General features: G+C 50.1%; 18 protein-coding genes, 2 rRNA genes and 1 riboswitch (1 of these 21 only partly in view). Of the genes, 2 read left to right on the top strand and 18 right to left on the bottom strand.

Going from position 1 to position 18009, the window contains the following annotated elements; all coding sequences use genetic code 11:
- Nucleotides 1-49: 49 nt before the first annotated feature.
- The 5 genes from rsmA to MHH82_RS00130 all read right to left on the bottom strand — a co-directional run bounded on the left by rsmA (nucleotide 50) and on the right by MHH82_RS00130 (nucleotide 5697).
- On the bottom strand, nucleotides 50-934 hold the full coding sequence (gene rsmA, locus MHH82_RS00150) for a 16S rRNA (adenine(1518)-N(6)/adenine(1519)-N(6))-dimethyltransferase RsmA (protein WP_192570146.1): 885 nt from the start codon (nucleotides 932-934) through the stop codon (nucleotides 50-52).
- A gap of 3 nt (nucleotides 935-937) precedes the next feature.
- Nucleotides 938-1483, bottom strand: coding sequence for a ribonuclease M5 (rnmV, locus tag MHH82_RS00145; protein WP_036661712.1), 546 nt, complete (start codon nucleotides 1481-1483; stop codon nucleotides 938-940).
- A gap of 186 nt (nucleotides 1484-1669) precedes the next feature.
- Complete coding sequence (locus MHH82_RS00140; RefSeq protein WP_340962451.1) at nucleotides 1670-2857, bottom strand: G5 domain-containing protein; 1188 nt, start codon at nucleotides 2855-2857, stop codon at nucleotides 1670-1672.
- A gap of 269 nt (nucleotides 2858-3126) precedes the next feature.
- Nucleotides 3127-3341, bottom strand: a riboswitch (cyclic di-AMP (ydaO/yuaA leader).
- 205 nt (nucleotides 3342-3546) lie between these two features.
- Nucleotides 3547-4311 (bottom strand): TatD family hydrolase, encoded by a 765-nt coding sequence (locus MHH82_RS00135; protein WP_340969752.1) that lies wholly within the window; start codon nucleotides 4309-4311, stop codon nucleotides 3547-3549.
- A gap of 96 nt (nucleotides 4312-4407) precedes the next feature.
- Nucleotides 4408-5697 (bottom strand): HD domain-containing protein, encoded by a 1290-nt coding sequence (locus tag MHH82_RS00130; protein ID WP_340962450.1) that lies wholly within the window; start codon nucleotides 5695-5697, stop codon nucleotides 4408-4410.
- Between the two features lie 323 nt (nucleotides 5698-6020).
- Between MHH82_RS00130 and MHH82_RS00125 the strand changes: the two genes are divergently transcribed.
- Nucleotides 6021-6275 (top strand): AbrB/MazE/SpoVT family DNA-binding domain-containing protein, encoded by a 255-nt coding sequence (locus tag MHH82_RS00125; RefSeq protein ID WP_006207408.1) that lies wholly within the window; start codon nucleotides 6021-6023, stop codon nucleotides 6273-6275.
- A gap of 265 nt (nucleotides 6276-6540) precedes the next feature.
- Here the strand turns inward: MHH82_RS00125 and rsmI are convergent, their stop codons facing one another.
- The 10 genes from rsmI to MHH82_RS00075 all read right to left on the bottom strand — a co-directional run bounded on the left by rsmI (nucleotide 6541) and on the right by MHH82_RS00075 (nucleotide 14621).
- Nucleotides 6541-7434 (bottom strand): 16S rRNA (cytidine(1402)-2'-O)-methyltransferase, encoded by an 894-nt coding sequence (rsmI, locus tag MHH82_RS00120; RefSeq protein WP_012818305.1) that lies wholly within the window; start codon nucleotides 7432-7434, stop codon nucleotides 6541-6543.
- A complete protein-coding gene (locus tag MHH82_RS00115) occupies nucleotides 7431-8198 on the bottom strand; it encodes a tRNA1(Val) (adenine(37)-N6)-methyltransferase (protein ID WP_012818304.1) in 768 nt (255 codons plus the stop codon). The genes rsmI and MHH82_RS00115 overlap by 4 nt, the downstream gene beginning before the upstream one ends.
- A 203-nt stretch (nucleotides 8199-8401) precedes the next feature.
- On the bottom strand, nucleotides 8402-8770 hold the full coding sequence (gene yabA, locus MHH82_RS00110; RefSeq protein ID WP_012818303.1) for a DNA replication initiation control protein YabA: 369 nt from the start codon (nucleotides 8768-8770) through the stop codon (nucleotides 8402-8404).
- A 32-nt stretch (nucleotides 8771-8802) separates the two neighbouring features.
- The gene (locus MHH82_RS00105) at nucleotides 8803-9603 is read right to left on the bottom strand and encodes a PSP1 domain-containing protein (RefSeq protein WP_009591910.1); all 801 of its coding nucleotides are present in this window, start codon (nucleotides 9601-9603) and stop codon (nucleotides 8803-8805) included.
- 56 nt (nucleotides 9604-9659) lie between these two features.
- Nucleotides 9660-10646, bottom strand: coding sequence for a DNA polymerase III subunit delta' (holB, locus tag MHH82_RS00100; RefSeq protein ID WP_340962444.1), 987 nt, complete (start codon nucleotides 10644-10646; stop codon nucleotides 9660-9662).
- Nucleotides 10647-10729: 83 nt separating this feature from the next.
- Entirely contained in the window at nucleotides 10730-11173 is a 444-nt protein-coding gene (locus tag MHH82_RS00095) for a YaaR family protein (protein ID WP_009591907.1), read from the bottom strand.
- 338 nt (nucleotides 11174-11511) lie between these two features.
- Nucleotides 11512-11841, bottom strand: a complete 330-nt coding sequence (locus MHH82_RS00090) for a cyclic-di-AMP receptor (RefSeq protein ID WP_006207400.1) — start codon at nucleotides 11839-11841, stop codon at nucleotides 11512-11514.
- A 65-nt stretch (nucleotides 11842-11906) separates the two neighbouring features.
- On the bottom strand, nucleotides 11907-12551 hold the full coding sequence (gene tmk, locus MHH82_RS00085) for a dTMP kinase (protein WP_036661716.1): 645 nt from the start codon (nucleotides 12549-12551) through the stop codon (nucleotides 11907-11909).
- Between the two features lie 77 nt (nucleotides 12552-12628).
- Nucleotides 12629-14296 carry an aminotransferase class I/II-fold pyridoxal phosphate-dependent enzyme gene (locus MHH82_RS00080; RefSeq protein WP_340962441.1) on the bottom strand — a complete coding sequence of 556 codons (1668 nt, stop codon included), beginning with the start codon at nucleotides 14294-14296 and terminating at the stop codon, nucleotides 12629-12631.
- A gap of 139 nt (nucleotides 14297-14435) precedes the next feature.
- Complete coding sequence (locus tag MHH82_RS00075; protein WP_006207397.1) at nucleotides 14436-14621, bottom strand: sigma factor G inhibitor Gin; 186 nt, start codon at nucleotides 14619-14621, stop codon at nucleotides 14436-14438.
- 232 nt (nucleotides 14622-14853) lie between these two features.
- On the opposite strand from MHH82_RS00075, the gene MHH82_RS00070 reads away from it, so the two are divergent.
- Nucleotides 14854-15375, top strand: coding sequence for a hypothetical protein (locus tag MHH82_RS00070; RefSeq protein ID WP_036661720.1), 522 nt, complete (start codon nucleotides 14854-14856; stop codon nucleotides 15373-15375).
- Between the two features lie 98 nt (nucleotides 15376-15473).
- Here MHH82_RS00070 and MHH82_RS00065 read toward each other — a convergent pair whose 3' ends face one another.
- The 3 genes from MHH82_RS00065 to MHH82_RS00055 all read right to left on the bottom strand — a co-directional run.
- Complete coding sequence (locus MHH82_RS00065) at nucleotides 15474-15911, bottom strand: hypothetical protein (protein ID WP_012818298.1); 438 nt, start codon at nucleotides 15909-15911, stop codon at nucleotides 15474-15476.
- A 343-nt stretch (nucleotides 15912-16254) separates the two neighbouring features.
- Nucleotides 16255-16371: ribosomal RNA gene (gene rrf, locus MHH82_RS00060) — 5S ribosomal RNA — on the bottom strand.
- 65 nt (nucleotides 16372-16436) lie between these two features.
- A 23S ribosomal RNA gene (locus MHH82_RS00055) occupies nucleotides 16437-18009 on the bottom strand; it runs 1356 nt beyond the window's last position.

Here is an 18009-nt window from a genome sequence, read left to right as displayed (position 1 = left end):
ATCGCGCGGAGGCCATGCGTAAGCTCCAGAGACTCCCTGAACGGCTGCGTCAACGGATATTGGCGCCAAACAGCACGTTGCTAAGCCGCGCATACTCCTCAATGCTAAGCGTCTCTCCGCGCCGTGAAGGCTCGATCCCTGCTTCCTGCAGCAGCTGCTCCAGCCGTTCACGTCCCTCACCCGGGAAGAACCGGCTCTTCAGATTGTTGGCAATCGTCTTCCGTCGCTGTGCAAATGAAGCCTGGACCACCTCGAAGAAGAATCGTTCATCTTCCACGCGGACCGGCGGCTGTTCCCGGACCGCCAGGCGAATCACGGCCGACTCGACGTTCGGCTGCGGAATGAACACCGTGTGCGGCACGATGCAGACCAGCTTAGGCTCGCTGTAGTATTGAACGGCGATGCTGAGACTTCCGTAATCCTTGCTTCCCGGTGCAGCGGCCATCCGTTCGGCCACTTCCTTCTGAATCATCACCACGATGTTCTCCAGCGGCAGCTTCTCCTCCAGCAGCTTCATGAGAATCGGCGTCGTCACGTAATACGGCAGATTGGCAACCACGCTTACCTTCGATACGTCCGCGAAATCTTGACGGAACAGCTCGTGAAGATCCACCTTCAGCACATCCCCATGATGAACCCTCACGTTCCCGTAGGGCTCCAGGACTTCCCTAAGGATGGGAATCAGGCGCTGATCGATTTCGACCGCGGTGACGGTTCCTGCCGTCTGCGCCAGCTTCTCCGTCAGTGCACCGATGCCAGGTCCGATCTCGAGCGCGCCCTTATCTTCATCCAGTCCTGCAGCTTCCACGATTTTATACAAAATATTCTGATCGATGAGAAAGTTCTGGCCCAGACTCTTCTTGAAGGAGAATCCATGGCGCGAGATGATCTCCTTCGTCCGTCTTGGTGTTGATATATCCTCGATCCGACTCATTAGCTAAACGCCCCCTTCTTCCAACTGTGCAAGTGCTGCCAGAAATTCTTCCCGCGATATTTGAAACATGGCCAATCGTTTATGGAACTGCTTGCTGTTGCAGTATCCGATGCCCAGCAGATTACCCATCGCCATCCGTCTTGCCGCAGCCTCCGGGTGAGCCGATAATCCTGCCTCCAGCATATCCTCCAAACTGATCAGGCTCTCTCCACCCTCAAAAGACGTGTGAACCCGCTCCAGCGCGCGCCGTATCGCCTCTGGCGAGGCATTCTCTACGCCGATATCCCCTTTCCTTGTAGCATCCGCTTCCGGAATGAAGGCGTGCTTGCAGCCGGGTACGCCCTGATCCACGATTTTGCGGATTCGTTCACCCGCATGGTCAGGATCCGTCAATATGATAACGCCTCTGCGCTCCTGGGCAAGCGCTATGCGCTTCAGGATTTGCTTGTTGATCGCTGAACCGCCGGTTTCGATCGTGTCGGCTTCTACGGCCCGTTTAATGGCAACGGTATCGTCCCTGCCTTCCACGACAATCACTTCTTTAATCATTCGTTCGTTCTCTTCCTTCCCAAGCAGAGCAGGCCTGTACAACGTTAAGGCTCAACCCGTTTAGCCTTGATTACTCCGGTCTTTACAAAACAAAAGAAGAGGAAATATTCCCTCTTCTTGATCATCATATATTATAAGCTAAATAGTATAGCATTAGAATGGCAAAGTAAATTGGAATTCATGCGTCTAGTTCAATTCAGGTTTAACCGGACCGATCACGTAAACGGTGCGGCCGCTCTTCCGGCCGAAATTCATGGCCGATTTCAACGAATCGTAATAGACATCGATTTTGTTGCCTTTGATGGCGCCGCCCGTATCTTCAGCACGGCGGAAGCCGATGCCTTCGATGTAAACCCACCATCCGATCGGGATGATATTAGGATCAACGGCGATGGTGCGACCTTCCGTAACGCGTGTGCCGGATGCGGTACGCGTACCGATTCCTTGCTGTTCGGCGGAATACGCGGTCATCGACACGTTGTTCAATACCTTCTTGTATTTAAAATCAACGCCTGCGCGGGAAACCACGTTGTTCTCCACAGCCTTGGCGGTCGTTACTTTTTTCGTGCCGGACAATTTAGCTGGTGTAGCTTTTACATCGGTGGCTGCCGCCTGGACGATAACAGGCTTCTCCACTTTTTTCGTGCCTACGGCAATGATTTTATCCTTCGTTCTGCGTTCGATTTCTTGGGAGACCTTCGTCTTGGAAACCAGCTTGCCATTGTGGTAGACCTTCTCGTAATGGTTCACCATAAGACCAGACTCGCCCCGCTGAATGACGCGGTTATCGCCCTTTTCAAGCGATGGATCGGCCGTCTTGATCACGCGGAATTCGCGGTCTTCCGTTTCCTTAACTTTCTGCTTCGTGACGCGAACGACATTGATATTCATATTGCTGGTCAGCTTCGTGTCTTGCGACGGTTGTACTATATCTTCACCCTGGATCGTAACGCCAGCCTCTTTGAGTACATGATCAACTGTATCCTGGGATGTAAATATGGTTTTGGTTTTGCTGCCTACCGTAACGTTGACTGGAATAGCTCTGTCAATAATAATTCGGTCTCCGTCCCGGATTGCGCCGTTCAGGGGCATCGAAATTTGATCTTGGGGACTCAACGTGATCGCTTGCTCATCCAGCAATTCCTGCAGCAACGATCCACGTGTTTCCACCGTAGTGACCCGGCCGTCGACGACAAGCTGAACTTCCTTGCCTGCCTGGTCATGTACAACCAACGATATGAGAAGTGATACCGTAACGGCACCCATGGCGCCGAGCAACATCAGTTGACGCAAATTGTCATGCTTCCATCTCAATGCGTAAGACATGCTGGATGATTGTGATTCATGGGTTTCTTCAGGTTGAAAAATGCCCACTATTCCATCCTCCTTCATAGTCCCGCCGTCTAGGTAAACGCATGAATGCATTTGACGTGACTATAGCAATTTTTCTCACAGGGCGCCCTGCTATCTATCTACACCCTGCGTCAATTCCCGTCTTCCGTCCATTTGCCATCACCTCCTGTTTACCAAGAGTATGATGGACCCGTCTCCATTATTCAAAAATAAAAGAAGCCATTGAAAGAGTACTAGAGGCTCTAACGTGGCTTCCTGATGAATGAAATCATGGAAATGGTATGCACGAGATTTCCCCTCTTATTTCGCTTACGGAGTTAGCTGTCGGGTTCGGACGTAAGAGAGACGCCCTATATCCGGATGCCCGCTCATGGCGAGATCCTTCAAATTCACCCCAAAGACCCGAAAAAGAAATCAAATACAGCTTCGTGCATCCAGACCAGTATGCACCGCAGTATCGGTTCCCCCGTTCTCCAGAATTTCGGAGATTAAGCGAGACGGTTCATGAAATATTCGGCTGCGATCTGCACATCGCAGCTTCTTATCACTGAAAAGATGATATCCTGTTTGTATGCAGGTTGTAAAGCGACATTCAACCACATTTTCTCAAGTAAAAGGTTAAAATATTGTAATATCAACGCCTTTTCTGATTAAAAAACTTTAATTAATCGAAAATGCTCCCTTTTTCATGGCTTTTGCTCTTGTTTTCGTTAAATACCAAATCGTTCCAGTGCATTTTTGGTGGTAATTTGGGCCAATTCCTCATAGGACAACCCTCTAATTTCGGCCGCCGCCTCCGCCACCAATTTTACATATGCGGTCTCATTTCGTTTCCCGCGGAAGGGATGAGGTGTCAGGTAAGGCGCGTCCGTTTCGATCAATAATCGATCAAGCGGAACCTTTGCCAAAACCTCTTTGGGCTGCTTCGCATTCTTGAACGTTATCGGCCCCCCAAACGAGATATGGAATCCCATATCCAGGCACATTTTGGCCGTTTCCCAGCTTCCGGAGAAGGAATGCATGACACCGCCGACCTCAGAGGCTTTTTCCTCACGCAAAATGTTAACGATATCTTCATGCGCATCCCGGTTATGAATGACAATGGGCATGTTCAATTCCCGGGCAAGCCCGATCTGGCGCCGAAGCACGCGGTGCTGCACTTCCTTGGGGGACGTATCCCAATGATAGTCCAAGCCGATCTCCCCGATTGCCACCACTTTATCGTGACTGCATAAAGAGGCGATCCAATCCAGGTCCTGATCCTCCATGGTGATCGCATCTACAGGATGCCAGCCTACCGCTGCATATATAAAATCATAAGTCTCAGCCAGCTTCATCGTGGTCGGGATCGTCTCCCGGTTAAATCCGATATTGATCATCCGCGTAACGCCGGCTTCAAGCGCCCGATGAATTGCAGCTTCCCGGTCTTCGTCGAATTGGGGAGCGTCCATATGAGTGTGCGTGTCGAACAGCATACTATCCACACTCTCCTTCCTGTCGTTTCTATGTCGTCTATTTTCCATTAGTTGGTTGAATGCAAGGGGATTAACGGTTGTCCTGTTTTGCTTGATTTAATACTGTTGTTTGAAAACGTCGGCTATCGTCTCCGGCATTTGACCCAGGAGCGGGCCCACCTTCTCCTCCGGATAATAAAGATGGTACCGCCCTTTATGAATGCCGCTGATCGAGCGTACGATATCGGATACCTCCGAGATTTCCCTCAGCTCGTCATGCCGGTCCAGAAGGAGAATCTGTTTCTCGTTAAGCGGCATATCGGAATGAACCTTATCATAAGGAAGATCCGTTGGAAAATCAATCTCCAGGTCATATTCCGGATGCAGCCCCACCGCGCGGAACGCTTGGCGGATCCCGTCGATGGTTTCCAGATCGATGTTGTCGATTTCTACATATTTGTAGAGCTTTCGGTGCATGAAACGGCCGCATAATTCGCTAAGAAGCGGGTCTTCCTCCTCCGTCCATTGCAGAAAGGCCGTTTGAATCAAGGCTTCATCAAGACGCAAGTATTGGTGTACGCCAATGTTCCCCGAAAACAACGCAGGAAGCGGTTCGATCATGAAACGGAAAGCATATCCACGGTCATGCAGCTCCTTGGCCCGGCGAAAGATTTGGCGCAGGATGATTTCGGAGCTTCGGGTGACGGGATGAAAATACACCTGCCAGTACATCTGATACCGCGACATGAGATAATCCTCCACCGCGTGCATGCCCGATTCCTTCACGACGACCCGATCGCGGTACGGCCGCAGCATCCGCAAGATTCGGTCGATATCAATCGTTCCATAATTGACTCCCGTATAGTAAGCATCCCTTAGCAAATAATCCATCCGGTCTGCATCCAGCGGACTAGTGACCAGATTCATGACAATTGGCTTATCGTAGGTTTTGTTAATAACGGAGGCGACCTTCTCGGGAAAATCGGCACCGAGCTCCTGAAGTACCTGATTGACGCAAGTATCTCCGAGCAGGATCCGGCATGTCCAATCCTCGTGGTTCATATGAAAAGCTTCTTCTATGGAATGCGAAAAAGGCCCGTGCCCTACATCATGCAGCAGCGCCGCGCAGAGCGCAACTTGCCGTTCCTCGGCAGGCCAATCGGAATACCCTCTCCGTTCGAATTGAGAGATGATTCTTCTCGTAATTTCATAGACTCCAAGAGAATGGGAGAATCGGCTGTGCTCTGCTCCATGAAAGGTCAGGAAAGAAGTGCCGAGCTGCCTGACCCGGCGAAGCCGCTGAAATTCCGGGGTATCGATTAACCGCCAGATAATATCGTCCTGCACATGAATATAATTGTGGACGGGGTCCTTAAACACTTTTTCTTCCGAAATGGGTGAATGCATTTCATCTCAACTCCTTCTCGTTAACTCTTTAGTTTTAGCCGATAAACACTTCTTTTGACATCTAATGTCGAACCATGTCGAATAACGTAAAATCACGCTTTCCAAATCGACAAATCCAAAATCGCCGCAAAAATTGGTTCGATTATGGTAATTCCGTTGCTATATAAGGCTTTTGTTCACTATACTTTCGTAAACAGGTTCCGATTTTTCAAAAATATAGGTTGACTGTTTTGGGAATCGTTGGTACTATAAATAACATAAAAACTAGAACTATGTCGAATTATGACTTTTTTAAATTATGGCGAGAGGGGCATTTATAAGTTATGATGAAATCAACAGGAATTGTAAGGAAAGTCGATGAGCTTGGACGGGTCGTCATTCCGATTGAGTTGCGCCGCACGCTCGGAATTGGTGAGAAAGATGCATTGGAGATTTATGTAGACGGCGAACGCATCATGCTTAAGAAATATGAGCCTGCCTGCATCTTCTGTGGTAACGCTGAGAACGTCACTTACTTCAAAGGTAAAATTGTTTGCCATGAATGTATCTCGGAAATCCCTACACCTGTGACAAATTAAGATTTTTAGTATATAATAGCATTATTACATTTTGTTAATTCTAACCTTTTTCATATCTCCTTGGTGCCTTCCTCGGCTATGAACCCGGCCGCAGGAGGGTCTTTTTTTGGGATTAAAGAATTATACGTTTTCAGTGAAGCGTATCCTTTCTTTAATCCCATTTATATGTTTTGGGGTCCCCGTAAAGTATTTGGAATAAGCATCGAAGCTTGGGTCCACTTTGTGGGGCTTTTTGTTTATCCCCCTTGGGCCAGGCAAGCCATATTCACGACTCCGTCAGGAGTGCGTTATAGATGTCCCTTTTCGATACGCCGCGATCACCCGCGGTTTTTTTCATGGCATCCTTGCGGCTTAGTCCTTCCCGCTCATAGTGCCCCACATGCTCCTCCAGCGAGAGCTCCTGCCACCAGGCATTTTTCTCTTTCTGCTCCTCTTCTGCACTGCCGGCCTCCACCACCAAACAATATTCTCCCAGCGGCGGATGCTCCGTGAGCCAGTCCAGGCATTCGGAAATGCTGCCTCGCACAAATTCCTCGTAGCGCTTGGTGAGCTCCCGTGCCAAGGTCACCTTCCGATTTCCCAGTACCTCCTGCAGGATCTCCAGCGTCTTCTTCACGCGATGCGGAGATTCATAAAATAATAACGTTCCCTGCGCCGATTGCAAAGCTTGCAGCTGTTGGACGATATCTTTGCGCTCCCGCGGCAAAAAGCCGATAAACGTAAACCGTTCGGTCGGCAAACCCGACACGATTAAGGCGGATAACGCCGCATTGGCTCCCGGGATCGGAATGACCGAAATTCCTGCCTCAATCGCAAGCGAAACCAGATCACTGCCAGGGTCTGAAATCGCCGGCAGACCGGCATCGCTGACAAGTGCCACATTTTTTCCTTCTATTATATAACGTATGATTTCAGGACCGCTTGCCGCCTTGTTATGCTCGTGATAACTAAACAGCGGTTTAGCCGGAATTTCGAAATGGGTCAGCAACTTGCGTGACTGCCTCGTATCCTCTGCCGCGATAATATCGCATTCCTGTAGGATGCGTACGGCGCGGTACGTTATATCCTCTAAATTCCCGATCGGCGTTGCCACCAAATACAGCGAACCCGGACTTCCCGCTCCCCGGTCGGCATAACTCTGTTGCACAAGATTTCTCATTCTTTTGTCTCATCCTCATGTGTTCCATAGTAAATTTCCATAAAATCCGGTCCGTAATTCCCCTGCTCATCATACACAATCAGCGGTGGCTTTAGCCGAACCTCGGGCTTTCCGTCCCGAATGCCCTCGATCAGGACCATGTTGGCTTCCATCTTCACGCGCGGATGCACAAATCGGATGACCTTGGGCTCAATCCGGTATTTGCTCATCAGGGTGATAATCTCCGCCAGCCGCAGAGGCTTGTGAACCATGCTCATCTTCCCGCCTTGTTTGAGCAGCCTTGCACAGGACTCAATGACTTCTTCAAGCGTACAGTGAATTTCATGCCTCGCAATCGCCTGATGCTCATTCAGCTTCAAGTCGCTGCCATTCATCGGCATATAAGGCGGGTTGACCGTAATCAGGTCATACGCTCCATATCCCTTTTCCTTGTACAGTTCCCGCAGATCGCCTTCATGGATCGTGATCTGGTCCTGAAGGTCATTCATCACTACGCTCCGTCTGGCCATATCCGCAAGTCTGGGCTGAATTTCAATCCCCTCGATCGGCGCGCCTGTACGTGTCGACAGCAGAATGGGAATTACCCCGTTACCCGTGCACATATCCAGAATCCGGCCCCTGCGCGGTATGCTGGCAAACCTGGCAAGCAGGACCGCGTCCATGGAGAAGCTGAATACCTCTTCGCTTTGAATGATGCCGAGCTCATGGGTGAGCAGATCATCGATCCGCTCGGATGGTTGCAATAACACTTCTTTCAATTTCATGGTTTCAACCCTTTATCTCTATAATTCGTTATATCCCCGCTACTTTGGTGTGTAACTCTTTCCACCCTTGCCTGATGATATGAAATACGTAAAAAGCTGCTCTTCACATTGCATGACAAGCAGCCATATGTTTCACTCGCGATCCTTACAGTATAACCTTTCGATTCTAGAAAAAAACCGTAGGCAGTTTCCCCTACGGCTTCTTATTTATTCAGAAAAGACAAGCAGAACAGGCAATCCCCTTCCGTCCGCAGATGTCCATAATAGACATTGCAAATATGGAAGCCTTCATGATACAGCCGTGCCAGGTTATCATACCCCTCACCGACCACATCTTCATGTTCCTCATCCTTCACATGAGGCTGAGGTTGTAAAGCAACTGGGCTTTCCAATTCTGCCGGATTGACTTCCCTCTTTAAAATTTTCCGGAGCTGTTCATTTTCAAGACTGAGGCGATGGTTCTCTTCCAGCAGTTCCTTGATGACCAGCTTAAGTCCACCCAGTTCACTGTGTATATGTCCCATCTGTGTTTCCAACTCTTGAATGAGCACAAAAATGTTTTTCTTCTCCAAGTCTACACCCCGAAAATAAACATTCTATTGGACTATTTGATGACAACGTCATCCATTGGAAGTTCCTTGACCTTTCCAATTTCAAACAGCTGAACATGAACCGTCCGCTTATCCGCATTGAGCCCGACTACTTTGCCTTCTCCAAGCGAAGTAACGACCAGTTTCCCAGCGGATGGAAGCTCTTCTTTCACGCTTTCATAATTATCATGCTCAAACTTCAGGCAGCACATCAATCTTCCGCATAGCCCGGAAATTTTAGTCGGATTGAGCGATAGGCTTTGATCCTTTGCCATCTTGATCGATACCGGCTCAAAATCACCAAGCCATGAGGAACAGCACAGTACGCGTCCACAAGGTCCAAGACCGCCGAGCATTTTGGCTTCATCGCGAACTCCAATCTGGCGAAGTTCGATTCTTGTTCGGAATATGCTGGCCAGATCCTTAACCAGTTCACGGAAATCCACACGGCCTTCCGCCGTGAAGTAGAAAATGATTTTGTTTCGGTCAAAGGTAAATTCCACATCGACCAGCTTCATTTTCAGTTCGTGATCCCGAATTTTATTTAAACAGGTGGTGAATGCATCCTTCGCCGCTTGTTTGTTCTCTTCAACCACACGGGCATCGGAGTCACCAGCGATACGAATGACCTTCTTGAGGGGAAGGACAACGTCGGATTCACCTACCTCCTTCTTTCCTATCACAACTTGACCATACTCGATCCCTCTCGCGGTTTCCACAATTACGGATTGTTCCTTCTCCACGGGGAGGTCGAGCGGATCAAAGTAATATATTTTGCCCGCTTTCTTAAAGCGGACACCTACTACACTGTACAAAAATAAACCCCCTTGTGCCTGTACATATTGGCCATTCTTCGGGCCTGGGGGTGTGCTCACGCCGGAGTGTTACCGCCCAAACCCATCAATAACTGCTCTAAACTGAGCTGTCCATTGACATTATAGCGTAACTTCTTCTGACACTCTGCGGCCAAATCCATGTATGACACCCACTGTGCTGTGCTGCGGGCTGATGCATGACCAGTGATATACTCTGCCTGATCTATGAAAACGAGAGACTCTTTCCTTCCATACTGGACATGGATCATGTCCTTAAACCATAAATGAAACATACTGAACAATAAGTCCAGATGATCGGAGAGTTCGGTTTTGAACACTTTTTGACTCGCGGTGATCATCGCAGAGCCACTGCGGGTCAAAGACTCCTTCCCTAATTGTAACACTACGTTTCTAATTTCTGCAAACCAATTCTCATTCAATATTTTCCTGCACTCGTCAAGTCCGGACGCCAGATGAACAGCGCAGCGTACAAGCGCGGCAGGATAGCCCTCACCTACAAGGACCTTTTCCATCATCTGCGGATCAAGGGCCCGGAACGGGACTAGCTGTGATCGTGATTGAATGGTGGGCAGAAGGGCTTGTCCATTCTCGGCAATCAGTATGGCGACGGCAGGCGCCTGCGGCTCCTCAAGAAATTTCAGCAGGCTGTTGGCTGCCTGCGTGGTCATCTTCTCCGCACGGTCAATAATATATACCTTGGGATTCCGGTTCTCCGATCGATAGGAGAATATCCGCTGAAGATCGCGGATCTGATCGATCTTGATGCTGGCCCCATCCGGCTCGACCATCGTCAGATCCGGATGGTTGCCGTGCTCCACCTTGCGGCATTCCAAACATTGCCCGCAAGCATCGTCTTCCCGTTCCGTACAAAACAATGCCTTGGCAAACGTAAGCGCCGTCTGCATCTGTCCGGCACCGTTTGGGCCGCTAAACAGATAGGCATGACTGACAGCATTACGGCGCAAGGCATTTTGCAGCAGTTGCTTCGCAGTCTCTTGACCTACGATATCGTTAAAAGACATATGTCCTCACCTTCTACCAATCCTTCATGATCCTCTATTACGGAACACTCCATCATTTCAAGTAACTTCCTTACTGCTTGCGGCTAGAATACAAGATTGATCAACATGCCTCGGATTTCCCCTACCTTGTTCAGCAGATCAATTCTCCCCTGCTCTGTATCCAGCAGCTCATCCGCCATCTCGAGCAGCGCCGAATCGACCTCATCGATTACGTTATAGCGCTTGCCGCGCCCCCGGCGGTCCCAGCCTCGTGTTTCCTTCATTTTTACCCCGCGACGAACTGTTTCCTCCAAGAATCGGCGAACCATCAATTTATATGCCTTTAGCTCTCGAACGGTCATCGCTTTGGCCAAACGATCCCCTTGCATTGCAATTTCACGCATTTGACGACTCAGCTCTTCATGGGTCGCACGTTCTCCCTGCTGCTGCATCATATCCGAGAACGATCGCTTCTGAATCGGTCTGGCGTTGCCATCCGGCACCGTGATTTCGCTTTTCATGGGCCGAAAGCCCGGATTGATCTTCACCTGAATCCACCGCCTATTGCGTTATTTGTTGCATCTAATAAAACGGAGGCATCTGGTACGTTCATATCGAACAACCTATGCCTCACGTGAACGTACCTTGAAATGGTTATCTTGTCAAGCGATTCGCCGACATTGATCGAAATACAGGGTGCTTTATCCGGAGTCCATCTACAATATCCATTTATGAAAGATCATCTCCCGATTGCAGCGATCTACGGTAACTATTTTTATTATGATACAGAAGTGGTTCAGAAGACTTTCAATACAGGAGAACACAGCCGTCAAATATCCCAATAAAAACATCCGTTACGTATCTATCGCAGATCTAGAGAATGAATTTAGAAATGTTCGAAACGTTCTACAGGGAGTACAAATACCGTTGCGCCGCCAACCTGCACTTCAACCGGAAGCGGCAAATAGGAATCGGTTGTACCGCTCATAGGGGTTACCGGAGTGACCAGCTGTTCGCGGACCTTACAGCTTGTGCGAATGACGCTGAGCACACTTTCAACCTGTGAATCGTCTACCCCAATCATAAAGGTGGTGTTCCCCGCCTTCAGAAAGCCGCCCGTACTTGCAAGCTTTGTCGCCCGAAAGTTAGCTTTGACCAATGCGGCGGAGAGACGGTTGCTATCTTTATCCTGGACAATCGCAACAATCAATTTCATGGTAAACCCTCCTTGTTTATTTTGGGCATCATATGCCCTTAACACTACTTATTTGACAAACAACCTCAAAAATCCTTTAATATCGCGTCTTCCAAGTGACGATTCATTTCCCTTTCGACCTGCGCGGGTGTCTTGGAAGCATCCACGATGCGAATTCGATCCGGATTACGCTCTGCTACCAATAGATAGCCTTCCCTAACTTTCTCGTGAAATGTCAGGTTCTCCATATCCAGTCGATTCCATTCCCGTTCTGCATTCGCCACGATCCTTGACAGGCCGATCCTCGGCTCGATATCGAATAACAGCGTCAGATCCGGCATCCGGGTATCAATGGCGAACTGATTGATGCTCCATACCTCTTCCATGCCCAATCCGCGCGCATAGCCCTGGTAAACCAGGCTGCTGTCCACGAATCGGTCGCATAGGACGGTCAATCCCTGCCTTAATGCCGGCTCCACCTTCTCCACAAGATGCTGGCGGCGGGCTGCCGCATATAACAATGCTTCTGTGCGTGCATCCATCGCGGTGTGCTCCGGATCCAGAATAATGGAGCGGATCTTCTCAGCGATGTCTATGCCTCCAGGCTCGCGGGTAATCAGATACGGGATCGAATGATTCTGCATAAAGGCGGCGAGTCTGCCCATCATGGTCGTCTTACCGGAACCTTCTCCTCCTTCTAGGGTAATAAATAGTGGTCTGCGATTATTCATAGCGTATCCTGCTTTCATCATTTGTTGATCATATGCCCAAGTTTTACGTACCGGCGCATAACGGAGGTTTCCATCCTTTACGTTTCCTTGTAAACGACAATGGTTTGCAGCGTGGGATCGGTTATTCCTTGACACTTGGCCCCGGCCATCCTCAATGCCAGCATTCTCTGTTCCATTTCTGCTGTTATGTCTTCGCCGGGGTATAATATCGGAATGCCTGGCGGATACGGAATAACCATCTCGGCCGCCTTTCGCCCGGCGCTCTTTGCTAACGGCACCGATTCCAATCGCTCCTTGTCAATCGGCTTGAGCGAGAAAGGGACTGGAGCTGAATATGGAGCCTGTCGCAGCAAATTGTTCCACGTGGAAACATCGGAGACCGAACTTTCTTCAGTTAACAAGTTAGCATCGACATTGAAGTGAGAAGAGCCCTCATTCAAGTGGATCCCCGGCCGCTCGTACTTCGCGAAATCCCCCTGTTCCCGCAATTTCCGGATCAGTAATTCCGTATCTTCCGCAGCAGTGCCTGGTTCCATTCCGGTCTCATCTGTCTTCTCCCCCTGCTCTACAATATGCACAAGAGCCCATAAGACGTGATTCGCATCTTCGCGGGTCGATCCCAATGTAAACAATAAGACGACGCGCAGCTCGTCGCTCATCTCCGGCACACAGCCGCGCGCCTCCAGTGCGCGCTGGAGTGCATACCCGCTAAGGGCCCCGGTGCGGTCATAAATGACCGCCTTGAACGGGTCCTGGCGGGTATACGCCGCGGCGGCTGTGCCCGCGGCGCTATCCTCGGGCTGCGGCGGCTGTAGCAGCCCGAAGCGCGGCAGCTTCGCGAGGCCGCGCCGGAAGGCATCCACGGCGGCCAGGCCAGCCGTGAAGGCGCCTGCGCCCTGCTTGTGCAGCAGGTGCCGCGCCAGATCCAGCGAAGCCATGAGCGGGTACGAGGGGCTGGAGCTTTGCACCATCGCCAGCCGCTGGCGCAGCAGGCTCCGGTCGAGCAGCCCGCCCTGTACATGCAGCATGGCTCCCATCGTCATTGCGGCTAACATCTTGTGCGTGGATTGGACCACGCCGTCCGCGCCGCATGACAAAGCATTCATCGGCAGCTGTGGATGCTGCCCGTAATGCGCTCCGTGCGCTTCGTCCACCAGCAGCGGCACTCCGCGCTTATGGCAGGCCTCCGCCAGCGGCCTTAAGTCGCTCCCCATCCCGTAATAGTTCGGCATCGTGATGATCGCTCCCTTGGCCTCAGGGAAGGCCTCAAGAGCCGCTCTCAGCGTAGCTTCTGATGGGGCAACGGCTAAACCGCTCTGCTTGTCCAGCTCCGGCTGAAGAAACACCGCCCTTGCACCGGCCAGCATCAATCCGTTCAACACGGACTTATGTACGTTCCGCTGCACCAGCACGAGATCGCCCGGCTCACGGCATACCGTCAGGATCAGCGCCAGATTGCCGGCCGTGCTTCCGCCCACCAGGAAAAAGCTTTCTTCGGCGCCAAAACAATCGGCAGCCAGCTCCTGCGCTTCCTGAATCACGCCTTCCGGATGAAATAAATCATCGGTTCCGGTAATTTCCGTCACATCGATGCGCATTGCCTCTCGCAGCATCTCCGCTGCGCCACCTTCTGCCCCGTATACCCTGCCGTTCTTATGGCCGGGTACATGAAAAGATGAAGCCCCGCGTTCCCGGTATAACCTTAAAGCTTCAGTAAGTGGGGCACGCTCTCTATGTGTAGTCATCGACATATCCCTTCGGATTACATTCTCTAACCTATTTTAACGCAAATTGAAACCTACGCCTACGTTTCCATGTCCTGAAAATCCTCTCTAAACAAAAAAAGGCCCTTACTTCAGGCCCATTTAACACGCGTACCCGCGCCTATGCATTCTTCGGCATCGCAATCTGTTTTAATTGACGGATAAAAAAATGATATTTGGCATCTTCCGCACTGGTATGGACGATTTCCGATTCACATTCCTCGCATACGAATTGCGATACAATGGTGATTCCATCGGTCTTCGACTGATTGCATATGATACATACGTGTTCGGTCAATTCTTCCATAACCATCCCACCTTGATCCTTTTCCTATTAGTATGACACAGTTTCTATTATTTTAAACCTTTTCATAGGATATCTTTCTACGCTTTATTTATATGTACCCCTTGATGGCCTTGTGTCTGTACCTTTTTTTCAGCTTAATAAAAATATGATTTTGTCCGATAAAAACATAAAAGACTAAAACTTCTCGTCTATCGAAATTTATCTTCTATTTAAAGGGGGACGGCATAGCCCAATGGCAGATCCACACGGTCAAGCCACCTTTTATCACTACCGCTTAATCAAGAAAATCCAGTTTTCCAAAAGCTTGCTCATCCTCTACTTAAGTCTGCCTTGGCTTGCTGCAGCTGCAGGGACCCTATGGGTGTCTCCGTACATTCTGCTCTATATGCTCATCGCTTTTCCGCTTATGTTATGGATCCAGTACGTTATCGGTCATACCGTGCTTGTCCTCCTGGGAACAGGCTATCGGAAGCGCTGGCGCTTCAGGCTGAGGCTGCCTTGGCTTGGTTATATCCCAGATCAACATGTCAGCCGTCGCGTATTCATGTTGGTGCAGTTCTATACCTGTTGGGTAGGGATAGTCTTAAGCGCTATCATGGCCTTCTGGTCATCGCTGCCGTTTGCCATTGCGATTGTGTTCTGGCATCTATGGCTGCTTCTTCCGCGAGGTTATACCATGCTGCGCCTGAGCGGTCAGCGCAAAGACGGGATGTTAAAAATGAATGAGCAGGATATCTCATACTACCAGCAATAAAGTAAAGGATTTTTCGTGTTTGAATTTACTACATAGCGTTGTAACCATATTCTCTTGTACATGAAATAAAGACCTCATTCCGAAGCCGGAAGAGGTCTTTATTCATTCGCTTTATTGCTTTCCAATCCTTGTATGACTTGTTTCTTAAGCTGAGTAGGAACCGTGATTATGAGAAAATCGTCTTGCACCGACAGGTGGACGATACTTTTACCTTTTTCAAACACTAACGAAGACCCGTTGTCTTCAACTTCCTTCTGCTTCCATCCCCAGGACTCGATTTCATCCAAGTAAGGCTCAGGAATACTGTCGTCTTCCTTCAAGCCTGGAAGCGCATAGCGTACATAATCCAAGTCACTATTGCCTGTCGTCTGCTCCGTTTTATTCGCTTCCTTCGGAACCGGGAATGATTTCACATTCGCTGCCCCGTCAAAGGATTTCCAGCTTGGTTCCGTGGATGCCCCGCATCCGGATCCGATTAACAGTATCGTACCCGCACAGATCATTCCTGCCACATGCAGACCACTTTTACGCAACATGTCATTGTCCTCCTTCCCCCACAATAACCGGTCTCCAGATGAGTATTCATAGTTGGTTGGTTAATGGAGAACCTTCCAATCAGGCCTTCATTCCTATAGCCTGCGTAAATCGGTAAACACTTACCCGATTATGCCTAATTCTATTATACTGATTTTCGGTGTGGTATCGGTAACAAAATCTTCATCTGTTTACGTCAATTTTATGATCATGTTATATAACAGAAAAGCCGCTAGCACTTACGTTTGGTGCTATTTTAAGCGTTGGACCTCTTAATACGGCAAAGCATCAAAAGTCCCATAAACAAATAAAAACCACCATCGATTACATCGACAGTGGTTTTTCGCTTGGCGACGTCCTACTCTCCCGGGACCCTTCGGTCCAAGTACCATCGGCGCTGGAAGGCTTAACGGTCGTGTTCGGTATGGGAACGCGTGGAACCCTTCCGCCATCGCCACCAAACGGTTCAGATGTTTGATCACCTGAAAACTAGATACGAAACGAATTTGCAGCACATTGAAATATATTTGGATAAGCCCTCGACCGATTAGTATTGGTCAGCTCCATGCATTGCTGCACTTCCACCTCCAACCTATCTACCTCGTCGTCTTCAAGGGGTCTTACTAATTGGGAAATCTCATCTTGAGGGGGGCTTCACGCTTAGATGCTTTCAGCGCTTATCCCGTCCGTACGTAGCTACCCAGCCATGCTCCTGGCGGAACAACTGGTGCACCAGCGGTACGTCCATCCCGGTCCTCTCGTACTAAGGACAGCTCCTCTCAAATTTCCTACGCCCACGACAGATAGGGACCGAACTGTCTCACGACGTTCTGAACCCAGCTCGCGTACCGCTTTAATGGGCGAACAGCCCAACCCTTGGGACCTACTTCAGCCCCAGGATGCGATGAGCCGACATCGAGGTGCCAAACCTCCCCGTCGATGTGGACTCTTGGGGGAGATAAGCCTGTTATCCCCAGGGTAGCTTTTATCCGTTGAGCGATGGCCCTTCCATGCGGTACCACCGGATCACTAAGCCCGACTTTCGTCCCTGCTCGACTTGTAGGTCTCGCAGTCAAGCTCCCTTATGCCTTTGCACTCTTCGAATGATTTCCAACCATTCTGAGGGAACCTTGGGGCGCCTCCGTTACTCTTTAGGAGGCGACCGCCCCAGTCAAACTGCCCGCCTGACACTGTCCCCGTACCGGATCACGGTACCAGGTTAGAACCTAGATACGATCAGGGTGGTATCCCAACGTCGCCTCCACACAAGCTGGCGCTCATGCTTCTTAGGCTCCCACCTATCCTGTACAGATCGTACCCAAATCCAATATCAAGCTGCAGTAAAGCTCCATGGGGTCTTTCCGTCTTGTCGCGGGTAACCTGCATCTTCACAGGTATTAAAATTTCACCGGATCTCTCGTTGAGACAGCGCCCAAGTCGTTACGCCATTCGTGCGGGTCAGAATTTACCTGACAAGGAATTTCGCTACCTTAGGACCGTTATAGTTACGGCCGCCGTTTACTGGGGCTTCGGTTCACAGCTTCGGGTTTAACCCCTAACCGCTCCCCTTAACCTTCCAGCACCGGGCAGGCGTCAGCCCGTATACTTCGCCTTACGGCTTCGCACAGACCTGTGTTTTTGCTAAACAGTCGCTTGGGCCTTTTCACTGCGGCCCCCTCGGGCTATTCACCCTACCGAGGCACCCCTTCTCCCGAAGTTACGGGGTCATTTTGCCGAGTTCCTTAACGAGAGTTCTTCCGCGCGCCTTAGAATTCTCTTCTCGCCTACCTGTGTCGGTTTGCGGTACGGGCACCTTCACCTGACTAGAGGCTTTTCTTGGCAGTGTGAGATCATGACCTTCGCTACTGTAATTTTCACTCCCCATCACAGCCCAGCCTTACGATGTGCGGATTTGCCTACACATCAGCCTCACTGCTTGGACGGACATCCATCAGTCCGCGTCACTACCCTCCTGCGTCACCCCATCGTTCATAACGGTTTACGGTGGTACAGGAATTTCAACCTGTTGTCCTTCGATTACGCCTTTCGGCCTCACCTTAGGTCCCGACTTACCCTGAGCGGACGAGCCTTCCTCAGGAA

The sequence above is a fragment of the Bacillus sp. FSL K6-6540 genome (assembly GCF_038007545.1).
The sequence above is the reverse complement of the archived record's forward strand: the minus strand, read 5'-3'. Positions and strand labels throughout refer to the sequence as shown.